This is a genomic window from Brevibacterium sanguinis, from assembly GCF_003315415.1.
Taxonomy (GTDB): domain Bacteria; phylum Actinomycetota; class Actinomycetes; order Actinomycetales; family Brevibacteriaceae; genus Brevibacterium; species Brevibacterium celere_A.
In genome coordinates, this window is the sequence record NZ_QNSB01000015.1 from 43,132 (window position 1) to 58,946 (window position 15,815).

Consider the following 15,815-nt stretch of genomic DNA (forward strand, 5'->3'; position numbering starts at 1 on the left):
TGCCCTTACCTTGAGGTATGGTGTGAATGGACTGGCAAGTGAGGCAGATCACGGTGCAGGGTGGTGAGAGACGATGACGCAGCGTTCCCGGTGGCCCCGACGCGGCCTCGGCATCGTCGTCGCGGCAGCGGCCAGCGCGGCTGCCGTCGCCCTCGGCGGGTGCTCCCCGGACGCGGCGACGCCCACGCTGACCTGGTACATCAATCCCGACAACGGCGGTCAGGCCCGCATTGCTGAAGCGTGCACGGACGAGGCCGGGGGTGCTTATCGCATCAGCACGAGCCTGCTTCCCAACGACGCGCCCGGGCAGAGGGAGCAGCTGGTCCGCCGGCTTGCCTCCGAGGACTCCTCGATCGACATCATGAGCCTCGACCCGGTGTACGTCGCCGAGATGGCTCATGCGGACTACCTGGCGCCCGTGCCCGCTCAGTACGAGGAGGAGTTCACCTCGGGGGTCATCGCCTCCTCGGTCGAGTCCTCGACCCGGAGGGACGAGCTGGTGGCGGCCCCGTTCTGGGCCAACACCCAGCTGCTGTGGTACCGGAAATCGGTCGCCGAGGCGGCCGGCCTCGACATGTCCCGGCCCGTCACCTGGGACCAGGTCATCGACGCGGCGGCCGGTCAGGGCAAGCGGGTGAGCGTCCAGGGCATCCGTGCCGAGTCCCTGACGGTGTGGCTCAACGCGCTCATCGAATCCGCGGGCGGGCACATCGTCTCCAATCCCGATGCCGACAGTCCCGACGCAGTTGACCTCGGCCTCAACAGCGACGCCGGCAGGGACGCCGCCGCGATCATGGCGAAGATCGGCGAGGCGGGAGTCGGCGGTCCGCAGCTGAGCAATCAGGACGAGAACGGCTCGATGCTCGAGTTCCAGTCCGACGACGGCGGGTTCATGGTCAACTGGCCCTTCGTCTACGCCGCGACGAAGGCCTCGGTCGACGAGGGGGCGCTCGACGCAGCGGTCCTCGACGACATGGGCTGGGCCCTCTACCCCCGGGTCGACGCCGACACCGAATCGCGACCGCCCCTGGGCGGCATCAACCTCGGCGTGGGCGCGTTCTCCGAGCACCGGGACCTGGCCTTCGACGCGGTGCAGTGCATCCGGACGCCCGAGCACCAGAGCGAGTACTTCCTCACCGACGGGAATGCGCCGTCGAACCTCGCGGCATTCGACGACCCCGAGGTGCAGCGGGAGTTCCCGGCCGCGGCGGAGATCGCCGAATCGCTGCGCATCTCCGCGCCGCGGCCGCTGACCCCCTACTACAACGAGGTGACCGGGGGAGTGCAGAAGACCTGGCATCCGGTGACCGCCGCGGATCCGGAGACGACACCGGCCGCCTCGGCGACCCTGATCCTGGAGATCCTGCGAGGGGAGCGTCTGCTGTGAACGGATCGACCGCTGTGCGGACCCGGCTGTCGGGGAGGGCCCGGGGGGAGAGGAGCCTCGGCTGGCTGCTGTCCGCCCCGGCGGTCATCGTCCTCCTCGCGGTCACCGGCTACCCCATCCTGCAGGCGTTCTACTACTCCCTATTCAACTACCGGCTCACCGACCCCGACAACCGGTTCCTCAACTGGGGACACAACTACCTCGTCGTCCTCACCGACCCCCTGTGGTGGCAGACGCTGGGCGTGACCCTGCTCATCACCGTCGTCACCGTCGCGATCGAACTCGTCCTCGGCTTCGCCCTCGCGCTCGTCATGCTGAATGCGCTGCGCTCGGTGCGGCCGTGGCTGCGCACGGCGATCCTCATCCCCTACGGGATCATCACCGTCGTCGCGGCCTTCTCCTGGAAGTACGCCTTCGACCTCGGGACCGGCTTCGTCGGGACCTGGACGGGTCTGACCGACTTCGACTGGTTCGGGGACTTCTGGTCGGCGTTCGTCGTCATCTGCGCCACCGAGATCTGGAAGACGACTCCGTTCATCTCGCTCCTCCTGCTCTCGGGCCTCGCGCAGATCTCCGGCGACATGCTCGAAGCGGCCACCGTCGACGGGGCGACGTGGTGGCAGCGGATGTCGCGGGTGATCATCCCCAACATGAAGGCGGCGATCATGGTCGCGCTGCTCTTCCGCACCCTCGACGCGTTCCGCATCTTCGACTCGGTGTTCGTCATGACCGCCGGGGCCCAGAGCACGGCGACGGTGTCGTTCCTGACCTACAACCAGTCCATCAGCCAGCTGCAGATCGGGATGGGGTCGGCGCTGTCGGTGCTGCTGTTCCTCAGCGTCGCGCTCATCTGCTTCGTCTTCATCGAGCTCTTCAAGGTCGATCTGGCCCAGGCCAGGGGGGAGTGAGGCATGAACGGTCGTCGCCACCGGGTCTGGTGGATCGTCATCTCCGTCGTCGTCGCCGTCTACGCGCTGTTCCCCGTCGTGTGGATCGTGTCGCTGTCGCTGAAGTCCCCGGCCGACATCGCGAACAGGGGGTTCTGGCCCACCGAGGTGAGTTGGGAGAACTACCAGCTGATCTTCGTCGGGTCGGCCCGGGACCTGTTCGTCCCCGCCCTCGTCAACTCGATCGGGATCTGCCTGCTCGCGACGGCCATCGCGGTCGTCCTCGCCACCCTGACCGCCTATGCCGTGGCACGGCTCGACTTCCCGGGCAAGAAGCTGGTCCTCACGATGGCCCTGGCCGTCTCCATCTTCCCCGTGATCTCCCTCGTCACGCCCCTGTTCCGGATCTGGTCGGCACTCGGCCTCTACGACACGTGGCTCGGCCTCATCATCCCCTATCTGTCGCTGACGGTGCCGATCTCGATCTGGACGCTCGCGGCGTTCTTCCGGCAGATCCCGTGGGAGCTCGAGCAGGCGGCGCAGGTCGACGGCGCCACGAGCTTCCAGGCCTTCCGCAAGGTCATCGTGCCGCTGGCCGCCCCCGGAGTGTTCACCACCGCGATCATCGCCTTCTTCATCGCGTGGAACGACTTCATCTACGGAATCTCCCTGACGTCGACCTCGGCGGCGAGGCCCGTGCCCGCGGCGCTGTCCTTCTTCACCGGGGCGAGCCAGTTCGAGGAACCGGCCGGAGCCATCGCGGCCGCGGCCATCGTCGTCACCGTTCCGATCATCGTCCTCGTCCTCCTGTTCCAACGGCAGATCGTCAGCGGTCTGACCTCCGGCGCGGTCAAGGGATGAGAGAACCGACACCGCAGAGAGAAGCGAGGTTGACGGATGTCCGAGATTCAGCTCAAGAGCATCGACAAGAGGTACGCCGACGGATACCAGGCGATCAGCGATGTCAGCCTGTCGATCGCCGACGGCGAGTTCGTGATCCTCGTGGGACCGTCCGGTTCGGGCAAGTCCACGCTGCTGCGGATGATCGTCGGCCTCGAGGACATCACCGGCGGGGAGCTCCTCATCGACGGCGAGCTCATCAACGACGCCCCGCCCCGTGACCGCGACCTCGCGATGGTGTTCCAGAACTACGCCCTCTACCCCCACCTGACGGTGGGGGAGAACATCGCCTTCCCGCTGCTCCTCGCGAAGGGCAGGTACACCCGGGCCGAGATCGACCAGCGGGTGCGCAGCGCTGCCAAACTGCTTGAGCTCGAGGAGCATCTCGACCGCAAACCCGCCAACCTCTCCGGCGGACAGCGTCAGCGAGTGGCGATGGGTCGGGCGATCGTCCGCGACGCGAAGGCGTTCCTGTTCGACGAGCCGCTGTCGAACCTCGACGCCAAACTGCGGATCCAGATGCGCACGGAGATCTCCCGGATGCAGAGGAGCCTCGGGGTGACGACCGTCTACGTCACCCACGACCAGACCGAGGCGATGACGCTCGGCGACAAGGTCGCCGTCCTCAAGATGGGCGTCCTCCAGCAGTACGCGAGCCCGCAGGAGCTCTACGACGAGCCGATGAATCTCTTCGTCGCCGGCTTCATCGGCTCCCCGCCGATGAACTTCCTCCCGGTGGAGAACGCCGACGGCGAGCTGAGGTCGCCGTTCGGGGCGTTCTCCCTGCCGCCCGAGCGGCAGGAGCGCCTCCACGACGCTCCCCGGTTCCTCATCGCCGGGGTCCGTCCCGAGGACATCCACGACGCGGCGCAGATGGACGACGCCGAGGTGGCCGCCGGTGCCGTGCTGCACGCCGAGGTCGACGTCACGGAATGGCTCGGCCACGAGGTCTACGCCTACATACCTTTCGAAGCCGCCCCGCAGGTGGCCGCGGCGCTCGAAGAGCTCGACCGGGACCTCGACGGAGAGGGCATGCGGACCCAGATCGTCGCGGCGCTCGACGCCTCGACGACGATCCGCGAAGGTGACGAGGCGAAGCTGTGGTTCGACCCGGCGAAGGTCAAGGTCTTCGACCCGGAGACCGGAAGGAACCTCACCCGGGACGAGTCCAATGCGGCCCGGCTCGCCGAGGCGTCGGAGGCGGCGCGGCGGCGGGCTCTCGAGCGCGCCGGCTCCCGCCGGGCGGACTGAGCCGGAGCCCGCGAGGGCGGCCCCGGCGCGGCCCGCGAGACTTCCCTCACAGTGATCAGGCCCGGAATTGCGCGGTTCGGACGGAATGTGACAAGATAGTGAAGTTGCGTTTTGGGCGTTGACCCCTGCACTGCGGTGGCGACACCGCGAACAGCCCGAAACACTATCGGATCGAAGAATCTGCCTGTACGCGGGTTCGGACCGAGCAGCCATTGAGTAGAAGCGCCGTCGGCGCGGAACCGGATCCCTCGCGGATTCGAGCCTCCGAAACAGCCGACACGCCCGACCTCGGGGGTCGGTCATGGTCAGCCGGCACAGACCCCAACCGCCCTGGTTGGAGGTTGATGGCCGGAAGGAACTAAAGAAAGAGACGACGCCATGGCGGGACAGAAGATCCGCATCCGGCTCAAGTCGTACGACCACGCTGTGATCGACAGTGCCGCACGCAAGATCGTGGACACCGTCACTCGCGCTGGTGCGACTGTTGTGGGCCCCGTGCCGTTGCCGACGGAGAAGAACGTGTACTGCGTCATCCGTTCGCCGCACAAGTACAAGGACAGCCGTGAGCACTTCGAGATGCGCACGCACAAGCGTCTGATCGACATCGTCGATCCGACGCCGAAGGCTGTCGATTCGCTCATGCGTCTCGACCTCGCTGACGACGTCAACATCGAGATCAAGCTCTAAGGGGGAGGGAACTATGGCGAACAACCGTTCTTCCGCTCTCCCCACCACCCGCAAGGTCAAGGGCCTGCTGGGGACCAAGCTGGGCATGACCCAGGTGTGGGATGAGCAGAACAAGCTCGTGCCGGTGACCGTCGTGGCCACCGGGAACAATGTCGTGACCCAGATCCGCAACGAGGAGACCGACGGTTACCCCGCTGTGCAGATCGCGTTCGGCGAGATCGATCCGCGCAAGGTCAACAAGCCGCTCGCAGGCCACTTCGAGAAGGCCGGCGTGACCCCGCGCCGTCACCTCGTCGAGCTGCGCACCGCGGACGCCGCCGACTACGCGCTCGGTCAGGAACTCGGTGTCGACACGTTCGAGGCCGGAGTCAAGGTCGACGTGACCGCGAAGACCAAGGGCAAGGGAACCGCCGGTGTCATGAAGCGTCACGGCTTCGCCGGCGTCGGCGCCTCGCACGGTGCGCACCGCAACCACCGCAAGCCCGGTTCGATCGGTGGAGCAGCGACCCCGGGCCGTGTCTTCAAGGGCATGCGCATGGCCGGTCGCATGGGTGCCGTCAAGCACACCACCCAGAACCTCACGATCCACGCCGTGGACACCGAGAACAACTTCCTGCTCATCAAGGGTGCCGTTCCCGGCCCCAAGGGTGCAGTCGTTCTCGTTCGCTCGGCCGCGAAGGAGGCCTGAACGATATGTCTGAAGCACAGACAGTCGACATCGTCGATGCCACTGGCGCCAAGACCGGCACCGCGACTCTGCCCGCCGAGGTCTTCGGCGTCCAGACGAACGTGCCGCTGATCCACCAGGTCGTGGTGGCTCAGCTCGCAGCCGCTCGCCAGGGCACGCACAAGACCAAGACCCGCTCGGAAGTCCGTGGCGGCGGTCGCAAGCCCTACCGTCAGAAGGGAACCGGCAACGCCCGTCAGGGTTCGATCCGCGCCCCTCAGTACAACGGCGGCGGAATCGTCCACGGGCCGGTCCCGCGCGACTACTCGCAGCGGACCCCCAAGAAGATGAAGGCAGCCGCCCTGCGCGGCGCGCTGTCGGATCGCGCCCGTCTGGGCCAGGTCTTCGTCGTGAAGAACCTGGTCACCGGCGACGCACCGTCGACCAAGCAGGCGAAGACCGCTCTGGCGGGCCTGTCCGATCGCAAGAACGCCCTCGTGGTGATCGACCGTGACGACGAGCTCACCTACCTGAGCGTGCGCAACCTGCCCGACGTGCACGTGCTCACCTCCGACCAGCTCAACACGTACGACGTGCTGGTCGCCGATGACATCGTGTTCACGGAAGCGGCGCTGGCCACGTTCCTGGGTGGATACCGCGAATCGGAGGACGCATCATGAGTCTCAACCTCAAGGACCCGCGCGACATCATCATCGCACCGGTCGTCTCGGAGAAGACGTACAGCCTGATGGACGAGGGGAAGTACACCTTCATCGTCGATCAGCGCTCGAACAAGACCGAGATCAAGAATGCCATTGAATCGATCTTCGGCGTGCAGGTCGCCAAGGTGAACACCCTGAACCGTCAGGGCAAGCGCCGCCGCACCCGCACCGGTTGGGGGAAGCGCAAGGACACCAAGCGTGCCATCGTCGCCCTCAAGGACGGATCGATCGACATCTTCGGTGGATCGCTCTAAGCGATCCTTCGCACAGAAGGACAAGACTCATGGGAATCCGTAAGCACAAGCCGACGACCCCGGGCCGCCGTGGCTCGTCGGTCGCCGACTTCGTCGAAGTGACCCGGTCTACACCGGAGAAGTCGCTTCTGCGCCCACTGCCCAAGCGCGGTGGCCGCAACAACCAGGGCCGCGTGACCACTCGCCACCAGGGCGGCGGTCACAAGCGTCAGTACCGTGTCATCGACTTCCGTCGCCATGACAAAGACGGTGTTCCGGCGAAGGTCGCTCACATCGAATACGACCCGAACCGCACTGCGCGGATCGCTCTGCTGCACTACGCAGACGGAGAGAAGCGCTACATCATCGCCCCGCACAACCTCAAGCAGGGCGCACAGGTGGAAGCCGGACCGGGCGCGGACATCAAGCCGGGCAACAACCTTGCCCTGCGCAACATCCCAGTCGGAACCGTGGTGCACGCCGTCGAGCTGCGCCCCGGTGGCGGTGCCAAGATCGCTCGCTCTGCCGGTTCGTCCGTGCAGCTCGTGGCGAAGTACGGCCGCTTCGCCCAGCTGCGCATGCCGTCCGGAGAGATCCGGAACGTCGACGCGCGCTGCCGCGCAACCGTCGGTGAGGTCGGCAACGCCGAGCAGTCGAACATCAACTGGGGCAAGGCAGGCCGCATGCGGTGGAAGGGCAAGCGCCCGACCGTCCGCGGTGTCGTGATGAACCCGATCGACCACCCGCACGGCGGTGGCGAGGGCCGTACCTCGGGTGGTCGTCACCCGGTCAGCCCGTGGGGTCAGCCAGAGGGCCGCACACGCCGGCCGAAGAAAGAGAGCGACAAGTACATCGTGCGCCGTCGCCGGACCGGCAAGAAGCGCTGATTGGAGTACTGACTTATGCCTCGTAGCCTGAAAAAGGGTCCTTTCGTCGACGAGCACCTCTACCAGAAGGTGGCTCGCCAGAACGAGAAGAACACCAAAAACGTAATCAAGACCTGGTCTCGTCGCTCGATGATCATCCCGGACTTCCTGGGACACACCATCGCCGTCCACGACGGACGCAAGCACGTGCCGGTCTTCATCACTGAAGCGATGGTCGGGCACAAGCTCGGCGAGTTCGCACCGACACGGACGTTCCGTGGCCACGAAAAGGACGATCGCAAGGGCCGCCGCCGCTGACGCGGGGCACTCTTTCGATCCTAGAGAAGAGAGAAGGAAGCGATGGAAGCCAAGGCTAAGGCGCGGTACCTGCGCGTCACGCCTCGTAAGGCTCGGCGCGTCATCGACCTCATTCGTGGTCAGCAGGCGACCGAAGCACTTGCAGTGTTGAAGTTTGCAGAACAGTCGGCCTCTGAGCCGATCTACAAGCTCGTTGCCTCCGGCATCGCGAATGCGCGGGTCAAGGCGGACGAGGAAGGCGTTGCGTTCGACGAGAACGAACTGGTCGTCTCGGAGGCGTTCGTCGATGAGGGTCCGACCATGAAGCGGTTCCGTCCGCGTGCCCAGGGTCGTGCGTTCCGCATCGAGAAGCGCACCAGCCACGTGACCGTGGTCCTGGCCAGCGGCGACGACCTGCCGCAGCGCAAGAACCGGAAGGGGAGCCGCTGATGGGCCAGAAGATCAATCCCAACGGATTCCGACTCGGAATCACCACGGATCACAAGTCGAAGTGGTTCTCTGACTCGAACAAGCCGGGTCAGCGCTACGCCGACTACGTGCTCGAAGACGTCAAGATCCGTCAGATGATGACCCAGGGCCTCGAGCGGGCCGGCATCTCGAAGGTCAACATCGAGCGCACCCGTGACCGTGTCCGCGTGGACATCCACACCGCCCGTCCGGGCATCGTCATCGGACGTCGCGGAGCAGAGGCCGATCGCATCCGCGGTCAGCTCGAGAAGCTCACCGGCAAGCAGATCCAGCTCAACATCCTCGAGGTGAAGAACCCCGAGATCGACGCCCAGCTCGTCGCTCAGGGTGTCGCCGAGCAGCTCGCCAGTCGTGTGGCGTTCCGCCGCGCGATGCGCAAGGCCATCCAGAGCGCCCAGCGCGCCGGTGCCAAGGGCATCCGCGTGCAGTGCTCGGGTCGCCTCGGCGGTGCCGAGATGAGCCGGTCGGAGTTCTACCGCGAAGGCCGTGTGCCGCTGCACACCCTGCGCGCGAACATCGACTACGGATTCCACGAGGCGCACACCACCTTCGGGCGGATCGGCGTCAAGGTGTGGATCTACAAGGGCGATATGACCGACAAGGAGCTTGCCGCCGAGCAGGCGAAGGCTCCTGCCGCCCGTGGCCCCCGTGGCCGGGGGCGCGGCCGTGGCGGCCGTGGTCGTGGTCAGGAAGGCGCTCCGCGCCGGAACGACCAGCCTCGTACGACTGACAACAGCGCCGAAGCCCCTGCGGCTGAGGCCGGATCGGAGGGCTGACCCATGTTGATCCCTCGTCGAGTGAAGTACCGCAAGCAGCACCACCCCAAGCGGGGCGGCGCAGCCAAGGGCGGCACGACGGTGTCCTTCGGTGACTACGGCATCCAGGCTCTCGAGCCCGCCTACGTCACCAACCGGCAGATCGAGGCCGCGCGTATTGCCATGACCCGCTACATCAAGCGTGGTGGCAAGGTGTGGATCAACATCTACCCGGACCGACCGCTGACGAAGAAGCCCGCCGAGACCCGCATGGGCTCCGGCAAGGGCTCTCCCGAGTGGTGGGTCGCCAATGTCAAGCCCGGCCGAGTCATGTTCGAACTCGCCGGTGTGTCCGAGGAAGTTGCTCGCGAGGCCCTGCGCCTGGCGATCCACAAGCTTCCGCTCAAGGCCCGCATCGTGGCCCGCGAAGGTGGTGAGTGAGTATGGCTATCGGTTCGAAGAACCTGTCCATGGACGCACTGGACGGTTTCGACAACGAGCGTCTGGCCGAGGAGCTCAAGAAGGCCAAGGCCGAGCTCTTCAACCTGCGGTTCCAGTCGGCCACCGGCCAGCTGGAGAACCACGGTCGGCTCAAGGCAGTGCGCCGCGACATCGCTCGTATCTACACCGTGCTCAATGAGCGGGAGCTGGACATCCGTCCGAACCCTGCTGACGCCAAGGAAGAGAACAAGTGATGACTGAGTCCACCAACCCCGAAGCCACGCAGGCGGAGCGCAATTCGCGCAAGACCATGCGCGGATACGTCGTGTCCGACAAGATGGAGAAGACCATCGTCGTCGAGGTCGAGGAGCGCGTGAAGCACCGCCTCTACGGCAAGGTGCTGCGCAAGTCGAACAAGATCAAGGTCCACGACGAGGAGAACACCGCCGGTATCGGCGATCTCGTCGTCGTGGCCGAGACGCGGCCGGTCTCGGCCGCGAAGCGCTGGCGGCTCGTCGAGATCATCGAACGCGCCAAGTAAGCCATCGCCACCCCTCCCACCCGGTCCCGCCCGCGGCCTGTTCGCAGGCCGTGGGCGGCCACCGGGAACGGGGTGAACTGTCCGAAAATCCGTTCCGCAAGGCTCATGCTCAGCGTGAGAACCAGCGCGACGACAGGAGAAAACTGTGATTCAGCAAGAGTCGCGACTCAAGGTCGCCGACAACACCGGAGCCAAGGAGATCCTGGCCATCAGGATCCTCGGCGGTTCCGGTCGGCGCTACGCCTCGATCGGTGACACGATCGTGGCCACCGTCAAGGACGCAATCCCCGGCGGCAACGTGAAGAAGGGTGACGTCGTCAAGGCCGTCATCGTCCGCACCGCCAAGGAGCGCCGCCGTCCCGACGGTTCGTACATCAAGTTCGACGAGAATGCAGCAGTCATCCTCAAGAACGATGGCGAGCCGCGCGGAACCCGCATCTTCGGGCCCGTGGGACGCGAATTGCGTGACAAGAAGTTCATGAAGATCGTGTCCCTGGCACCGGAGGTGTTGTGAGCATGGCGAACAAGCTCAAGATCAAGAAGGGCGACCTCGTCCAGGTGATCGCCGGCGCCCGTCAGTCGCGGGGCGGCGATCGTGGGAAGCAGGGCAAGGTCCTTGCCGTCTACCCGGAGCGCAACCGCGTCCTCGTCGAGGGCGTCAACCGAGTGATCAAGCACAAGAAGGCTACGCAGACTCAGGCCGGCGGTTCCGCCGGCGGTCGTGAGACCCACGAAGCCCCCATCCACGTGTCCAACGTGGCGCTCGTCGACCCCAAGGACAACAAGCCCACCCGCGTCGGATACCGCGAGGAGACCGTGGAACGCGATGGTCGCACCAAGACCGTCCGGGTCCGCTACTCGCGTCGTACCGGGGAGGAGATCTGATGACGGAGACAACCACCAACCGTCCAGCACCGCGCCTCAAGCAGGTCTACCGCGATGAGATCGTGGCGAAGCTGCAGGAGGAGTTCAACTACGCCAACCCCATGCAGGTTCCCGGCCTGACCAAGGTCGTCGTGAACATGGGTGTGGGTGACGCAGCACGCGATTCGAAGCTGATCGAAGGCGCGATCAACGACCTCACTCTGATCACCGGTCAGAAGCCGGTCGTGACCCGCGCACGGAAGTCCATCGCCCAGTTCAAGCTGCGCGAAGGTCAGCCCATCGGGGCCCACGTCACCATGCGCGGTGCCCGGATGTGGGAGTTCGTCGACCGTGTCATCACTCTGGCCCTGCCGCGAATCCGTGACTTCCGCGGGCTCTCGGATCGTCAGTTCGACGGGAACGGTAACTACACCTTCGGCCTCACGGAGCAGTCGATGTTCCACGAGATCGACCAGGACCGGATCGACCGTGTCCGAGGTATGGATATCACCGTTGTGACAACAGCGAAGACCGACGACGAGGGACGCGCCCTGCTGCGCCACCTCGGGTTCCCGTTCAAGACCAAATAATCGCTACGTCGCAGGTCCAATCGCGTGAGCGCGGGCGGAAACCGTGACGAGGAAGGGCTAGAGCCCACCATGACAATGACTGATCCAGTCGCAGACATGTTGACACGTCTGCGCAACGCCAACTCGGCTTACCACGAGGACGTCTCCATGCCGTTCTCGAAGCTGAAGTCCAACATCGCCGAGATCCTCAAGGCCGAAGGCTACATCACCGACTGGAGCGTCGAGGACGCTGCCGTCGGGAAGACCCTTCGCCTCGACCTCAAGTTCGGACCCAACCGCGAGCGTTCGATCGCCGGCCTGCGCCGTGTGTCGAAGCCCGGTCTGCGCGTCTACGCGAAGTCGACGAACCTGCCCAAGGTGCTCGGTGGACTCGGCATCGCCATCCTGTCGACGTCGTCAGGTCTCCTGACCGACCGCCAGGCCGCCAAGAAGGGTGTGGGTGGGGAAGTCCTCGCCTACGTCTGGTAAGGAAGGAGAGAAGACATGTCACGCATTGGCAAGAACCCGATCTCCGTTCCCACCGGCGTCGAGGTCACGATCGACGGCCAGGACGTCTCGGTCAAGGGTCCCAAGGGCGAGCTGTCCGTCACCATCTCCGAGCCGATCTCCGTATCGCTCGATGAGGGTGTCGTGACCGTGAGCCGTCCGAACGACGAGCGGGAATCCCGTTCGCTGCACGGGCTGTCCCGCACCCTGGTCAACAACATGATCATCGGTGTGACCGAAGGCTACTCGAAGGCCCTCGAGATCGTCGGCACCGGCTACCGTGTGCAGGCCAAGGGATCGAACCTCGAGTTCGCCCTCGGCTACAGCCACCCGATCACCGTCGAAGCGCCGGAGGGCATCTCCTTCAGCGTCGACGGACAGACCAAGCTGGCTGTCCACGGCATCGACAAGCAGTTGGTCGGCGAGACCGCCGCCAACATCCGGAAGCTGCGCAAGCCCGAACCCTACAAGGGCAAGGGTGTGCGCTACGCCGGCGAAAACGTCCGTCGCAAGGTCGGAAAGGCTGGTAAGTAGAGATGGCCTTTGGCAAGAAGGAAAGCTACGGCAAGGGCAGGGCTGCGGCTCGCAAGCGCCGTCACGCTCGTCTGCGCAAGCATGTCAGCGGGACGCCGGAACGCCCTCGTCTCTCAGTGACGCGTTCCACGCGCCACGTGTTCGTCCAGGTCATCGACGACACCGTCGGCAAGACCCTGGCATCGGCCTCCACCATGGAAGCGGACCTGCGCGAGCTCGACGCCGACAAGACCAGCAAGGCCCGCCGGGTCGGCGAGCTGGTCGCCCAGCGCGCGAAGGAAGCCGGCATCGAGACCGTCGTCTTCGACCGTGGGGGCAACGCCTACCACGGCCGCGTGCAGGCGATCGCCGAAGGTGCCCGTGAAGGAGGATTGGCCCTATGAGCACTGAAGAGAACAAGGACCAGCAGGCTCCGGCAGCAGAGAGCCGCAACGACAGCAGCGGCGACCGCGGTTCCCGCGGCCGCGGTGACAATCGCGGTCAGGGCGGCCAGGGTCGTGGACGCGGCGAGGGCCGTGGACGCGGCGGTCGCGGCGACCGCGAGGAGAAGAACCAGTTCATCGAGCACGTCGTCACGATCAACCGCGTGTCGAAGGTGGTCAAGGGTGGACGTCGGTTCTCCTTCACCGCACTCGTCGTGGTCGGTGACGGCGACGGCATGGTCGGCATGGGCTACGGCAAGGCGAAGGAAGTCCCTGCCGCCATCGCCAAGGGCGTCGAGGAGGCGAAGAAGAACTTCTTCCGCGTTCCCCGCATCCAGAAGACCATTCCGCACCCCATCCAGGGTGAGGCCGCCGCAGGCGTCGTCCTGCTGCGTCCGGCCGCTCCCGGCACCGGCGTGATCGCCGGTGGTCCCGTGCGCGCCGTCCTCGACTGCGCCGGCGTCCAGGACATCCTGTCCAAGTCGCTGGGATCCTCGAATGCGATCAACATCGTCCACGCGGCGATCAAGGCTCTCCAGAGCCTCGAGCGCCCCGAAGAGGTCGCGGCACGCCGCGGTCTGCCGGTCGACGAGGTCGCTCCTCACGCTCTTCTGCGTGCGGCTGCTGAAAGCGGGGCGAAGGCCTGATGGCGAAGCTCAAGGTAACCCAGCGCAAGTCCGAGATCGGCGGCAAGCAGAACCAGCGTGATTCGCTGCGTTCGCTCGGGCTGAAGCGGATCAACGATGTGGTGGTGCACGAAGATCGTCCGGAGATCCGGGGCATGATCAACGTCGTGCGTCACCTCGTGACAGTGGAAGAGGTGGATTGATATGTCGAACTCCGACGCACTCAAGGTCCACGATCTCCGTCCTGCCCCCGGCGCCAAGACCGCCAAGACCCGTGTCGGTCGTGGTGAGGGCTCGAAGGGCAAGACCGCCGGCCGCGGAACCAAGGGCACGAAGGCCCGCTACCAGGTTCCGCACGGCTTCGAGGGTGGACAGACCCCGATGCACATGCGTCTGCCGAAGCTGCGGGGGTTCAAGAACCCCAGCAAGGTGACGTTCCAGGTTGTCAACCTCGACAAGCTGGAGGCCCTGTTCCCGGAAGGCGGCGACGTCACCGTCGCCGACCTGGTGGACAAGGGTGCTGTGCGTCCCAAGCAGCCCGTGAAGGTTCTCGGCACCGGTGAGATCACCGTGGCCCTGAACATCACCGCGGACAAGTTCTCCGGCTCCGCGCTGGAGAAGATCAAGGCCGCCGGCGGCAGCGCCACGGAAGCCTGATCCGCACCCCCTTGCGAGGGGGAGGGTCGAGACATGAGGGGACGGTCACCGCGGTGACCGTCCCCTTCGTCGTCCCCGGCTCCGGGCCGTTTCGCGAGCGGGGGCCGTACCCTGGTAGTCTTTTGCAGGTATTTGTCTCATTCGCCAGGTCGTATCAGCGACCCTGAATTCATCCCCCATTGAGGAGGACGCTTGATCGGCGCAATTCGGAGGGCCTTCAGAACGCCCGACCTGAGGAACAAACTCCTCTTCACCTTGGGTGTCCTCGTCATCTTCAGGCTCGGCTCGTTCATTCCCACTCCGGGGATCGACTATTCCCAGGTTCAGGAGTGCGTGGCGTCCCCGCAATTGAACTCCGGCGGCTTCGCGATGATCAACCTCTTCAGCGGTGGAGCGCTGCTGCAGCTGTCGATCTTCGCCCTGGGCATCATGCCCTACATCACGGCCAGCATCATCGTGCAGCTGCTGCGCGTCGTCATCCCGCGCTTCGAGGCCCTGCACAAGGAGGGCGCGTCCGGACAGGCCAAGCTCACCCAGTACACTCGCTACCTGACCATCGGCCTGGCGATCCTCAACTCGACGACCCTCATCGCCACCGTGCGCTCGGGCGCCCTGTTCGGCAATGTCGAGGGCTGCACGAACCTCATCACGAACGACACCTGGTGGGGGATCACGATCATGGTCCTCACGCTGACCGCCGGCACGGGCCTGATCATGTGGCTGGGCGAGCAGATCACCGAGCACGGGGTGGGCAACGGCATGTCGCTGCTCATCTTCATCTCCGTGGCCGCGGCCTTCCCGTCGTCGCTGGGCGCGATCTTCCGCGAGCAGGGCGTCGACATCTTCCTCATCGTCCTTGCCGTCGGCCTCGTCCTCGTCGCCCTCGTCGTCTTCGTCGAGCAGTCCCAGCGGCGCATCCCCGTCCAGTACGCCAAGCGTATGGTGGGCCGGCGGATGTTCGGCGGAACCTCGACCTACATCCCGATCAAGGTGAACATGGCCGGCGTCATCCCCGTCATCTTCGCCTCGTCGGTGCTCTACCTCCCGAGCCTCATCGCCCAGTTCTTCGATCCCCAGACGGCCTGGGTGGAGTGGATCAACACCTACTTCACCCGCGGCGACCACCCGCTCTACATCACGATCTACGCGCTGCTGACGATCTTCTTCGCCTACTTCTACGTCGCGATCACCTTCAACCCGGAGGAGGTCGCGGACAACATGAAGAAGTACGGCGGCTTCATCCCCGGCATCCGTGCCGGGCGGCCCACGGCGGACTACCTGAGCTTCGTGCTCAGCCGCATCAACTTCCCGGGTTCGCTCTACCTGGCCTTCGTCGCCCTGATCCCGCTGATCGCGCTGATCCTCATCAACGCGAACCAGAACTTCCCCTTCGGCGGCACCTCCCTGCTCATCGTCGTGGGGGTCGGCCTGGAGACGGTCAAGCAGATCGACGCCCAGATGCAGCAGCGCCACTACGAAGGTCTGCTGCGCTGACGGGCCGCGGACACCCAAC

General features: G+C 65.5%; 25 protein-coding genes. All 25 read left to right on the plus strand.

Translation table 11 applies throughout. From position 1 onward, the window contains the following. Window positions 1-73 precede the first annotated feature (73 nt). The 25 genes from DFO65_RS15895 (at window position 74) to secY (ending at window position 15,796) form a co-directional block, all read left to right on the plus strand. Complete coding sequence (locus DFO65_RS15895; protein WP_113905431.1) at window positions 74-1,387, plus strand: extracellular solute-binding protein; 1,314 nt, start codon at window positions 74-76, stop codon at window positions 1,385-1,387. Continuing rightward, on the plus strand, window positions 1,384-2,295 hold the full coding sequence (locus tag DFO65_RS15900; protein ID WP_113905432.1) for a carbohydrate ABC transporter permease: 912 nt from the start codon (window positions 1,384-1,386) through the stop codon (window positions 2,293-2,295). The genes DFO65_RS15895 and DFO65_RS15900 overlap by 4 nt, the downstream gene beginning before the upstream one ends. 3 nt (window positions 2,296-2,298) lie before the next feature. Further along, window positions 2,299-3,135: a carbohydrate ABC transporter permease gene (locus DFO65_RS15905; RefSeq protein WP_113905433.1), complete on the plus strand. Its 837-nt coding sequence runs from the start codon at window positions 2,299-2,301 to the stop codon at window positions 3,133-3,135. A gap of 36 nt (window positions 3,136-3,171) precedes the next feature. Next, window positions 3,172-4,425, plus strand: coding sequence for an ABC transporter ATP-binding protein (locus DFO65_RS15910; RefSeq protein ID WP_113905434.1), 1,254 nt, complete (start codon window positions 3,172-3,174; stop codon window positions 4,423-4,425). 378 nt (window positions 4,426-4,803) lie between these two features. Further along, on the plus strand, window positions 4,804-5,112 hold the full coding sequence (gene rpsJ, locus DFO65_RS15915) for a 30S ribosomal protein S10 (protein WP_009379191.1): 309 nt from the start codon (window positions 4,804-4,806) through the stop codon (window positions 5,110-5,112). A gap of 13 nt (window positions 5,113-5,125) precedes the next feature. Continuing rightward, window positions 5,126-5,800 (plus strand): 50S ribosomal protein L3, encoded by a 675-nt coding sequence (gene rplC, locus DFO65_RS15920; protein WP_113905435.1) that lies wholly within the window; start codon window positions 5,126-5,128, stop codon window positions 5,798-5,800. Between the two features lie 5 nt (window positions 5,801-5,805). Next, window positions 5,806-6,459: a 50S ribosomal protein L4 gene (gene rplD, locus DFO65_RS15925; protein ID WP_113905436.1), complete on the plus strand. Its 654-nt coding sequence runs from the start codon at window positions 5,806-5,808 to the stop codon at window positions 6,457-6,459. Next, complete coding sequence (gene rplW, locus DFO65_RS15930) at window positions 6,456-6,755, plus strand: 50S ribosomal protein L23 (protein ID WP_113905437.1); 300 nt, start codon at window positions 6,456-6,458, stop codon at window positions 6,753-6,755. The genes rplD and rplW overlap by 4 nt, the downstream gene beginning before the upstream one ends. A 29-nt stretch (window positions 6,756-6,784) precedes the next feature. Next, a complete protein-coding gene (rplB, locus tag DFO65_RS15935; protein WP_113905438.1) occupies window positions 6,785-7,621 on the plus strand; it encodes a 50S ribosomal protein L2 in 837 nt (278 codons plus the stop codon). A gap of 15 nt (window positions 7,622-7,636) precedes the next feature. Further along, window positions 7,637-7,918 (plus strand): 30S ribosomal protein S19, encoded by a 282-nt coding sequence (rpsS, locus tag DFO65_RS15940; RefSeq protein WP_113905439.1) that lies wholly within the window; start codon window positions 7,637-7,639, stop codon window positions 7,916-7,918. A 42-nt stretch (window positions 7,919-7,960) separates the two neighbouring features. Then, window positions 7,961-8,347 carry a 50S ribosomal protein L22 gene (rplV, locus tag DFO65_RS15945; RefSeq protein ID WP_113905440.1) on the plus strand — a complete coding sequence of 129 codons (387 nt, stop codon included), beginning with the start codon at window positions 7,961-7,963 and terminating at the stop codon, window positions 8,345-8,347. Next, window positions 8,347-9,162 carry a 30S ribosomal protein S3 gene (gene rpsC / locus DFO65_RS15950; RefSeq protein WP_113905441.1) on the plus strand — a complete coding sequence of 272 codons (816 nt, stop codon included), beginning with the start codon at window positions 8,347-8,349 and terminating at the stop codon, window positions 9,160-9,162. Before rplV ends, rpsC begins: the two co-directional genes overlap by 1 nt. Before the next feature lie 3 nt (window positions 9,163-9,165). Continuing rightward, window positions 9,166-9,582, plus strand: a complete 417-nt coding sequence (gene rplP / locus DFO65_RS15955) for a 50S ribosomal protein L16 (protein ID WP_113905442.1) — start codon at window positions 9,166-9,168, stop codon at window positions 9,580-9,582. Window positions 9,583-9,584: 2 nt separating this feature from the next. Then, window positions 9,585-9,836, plus strand: coding sequence for a 50S ribosomal protein L29 (gene rpmC / locus DFO65_RS15960; RefSeq protein ID WP_113905443.1), 252 nt, complete (start codon window positions 9,585-9,587; stop codon window positions 9,834-9,836). Next, complete coding sequence (gene rpsQ / locus DFO65_RS15965; RefSeq protein ID WP_113905444.1) at window positions 9,836-10,123, plus strand: 30S ribosomal protein S17; 288 nt, start codon at window positions 9,836-9,838, stop codon at window positions 10,121-10,123. Before rpmC ends, rpsQ begins: the two co-directional genes overlap by 1 nt. Window positions 10,124-10,268: 145 nt before the next feature. Further along, window positions 10,269-10,637, plus strand: a complete 369-nt coding sequence (gene rplN / locus DFO65_RS15970) for a 50S ribosomal protein L14 (protein ID WP_009379205.1) — start codon at window positions 10,269-10,271, stop codon at window positions 10,635-10,637. 2 nt (window positions 10,638-10,639) lie between these two features. Continuing rightward, window positions 10,640-11,008: a 50S ribosomal protein L24 gene (rplX, locus tag DFO65_RS15975; RefSeq protein ID WP_113905445.1), complete on the plus strand. Its 369-nt coding sequence runs from the start codon at window positions 10,640-10,642 to the stop codon at window positions 11,006-11,008. After that, complete coding sequence (rplE, locus tag DFO65_RS15980; RefSeq protein ID WP_113905446.1) at window positions 11,008-11,577, plus strand: 50S ribosomal protein L5; 570 nt, start codon at window positions 11,008-11,010, stop codon at window positions 11,575-11,577. Before rplX ends, rplE begins: the two co-directional genes overlap by 1 nt. A gap of 69 nt (window positions 11,578-11,646) precedes the next feature. Next, a complete protein-coding gene (gene rpsH / locus DFO65_RS15985; protein ID WP_113905447.1) occupies window positions 11,647-12,045 on the plus strand; it encodes a 30S ribosomal protein S8 in 399 nt (132 codons plus the stop codon). Between the two features lie 15 nt (window positions 12,046-12,060). Continuing rightward, window positions 12,061-12,597 carry a 50S ribosomal protein L6 gene (rplF, locus tag DFO65_RS15990; protein ID WP_113905448.1) on the plus strand — a complete coding sequence of 179 codons (537 nt, stop codon included), beginning with the start codon at window positions 12,061-12,063 and terminating at the stop codon, window positions 12,595-12,597. A 2-nt stretch (window positions 12,598-12,599) separates the two neighbouring features. Further along, window positions 12,600-12,980 (plus strand): 50S ribosomal protein L18, encoded by a 381-nt coding sequence (rplR, locus tag DFO65_RS15995; protein WP_113905449.1) that lies wholly within the window; start codon window positions 12,600-12,602, stop codon window positions 12,978-12,980. Further along, complete coding sequence (gene rpsE, locus DFO65_RS16000; protein ID WP_113905450.1) at window positions 12,977-13,666, plus strand: 30S ribosomal protein S5; 690 nt, start codon at window positions 12,977-12,979, stop codon at window positions 13,664-13,666. Before rplR ends, rpsE begins: the two co-directional genes overlap by 4 nt. After that, entirely contained in the window at window positions 13,666-13,848 is a 183-nt protein-coding gene (rpmD, locus tag DFO65_RS16005) for a 50S ribosomal protein L30 (RefSeq protein WP_113905451.1), read from the plus strand. The genes rpsE and rpmD overlap by 1 nt, the downstream gene beginning before the upstream one ends. Window position 13,849: 1 nt before the next feature. Then, on the plus strand, window positions 13,850-14,302 hold the full coding sequence (rplO, locus tag DFO65_RS16010; RefSeq protein WP_113905452.1) for a 50S ribosomal protein L15: 453 nt from the start codon (window positions 13,850-13,852) through the stop codon (window positions 14,300-14,302). A gap of 192 nt (window positions 14,303-14,494) precedes the next feature. Next, the gene (gene secY / locus DFO65_RS16015; RefSeq protein WP_113905453.1) at window positions 14,495-15,796 is read left to right on the plus strand and encodes a preprotein translocase subunit SecY; all 1,302 of its coding nucleotides are present in this window, start codon (window positions 14,495-14,497) and stop codon (window positions 15,794-15,796) included. Window positions 15,797-15,815: the final 19 nt, after the last annotated feature.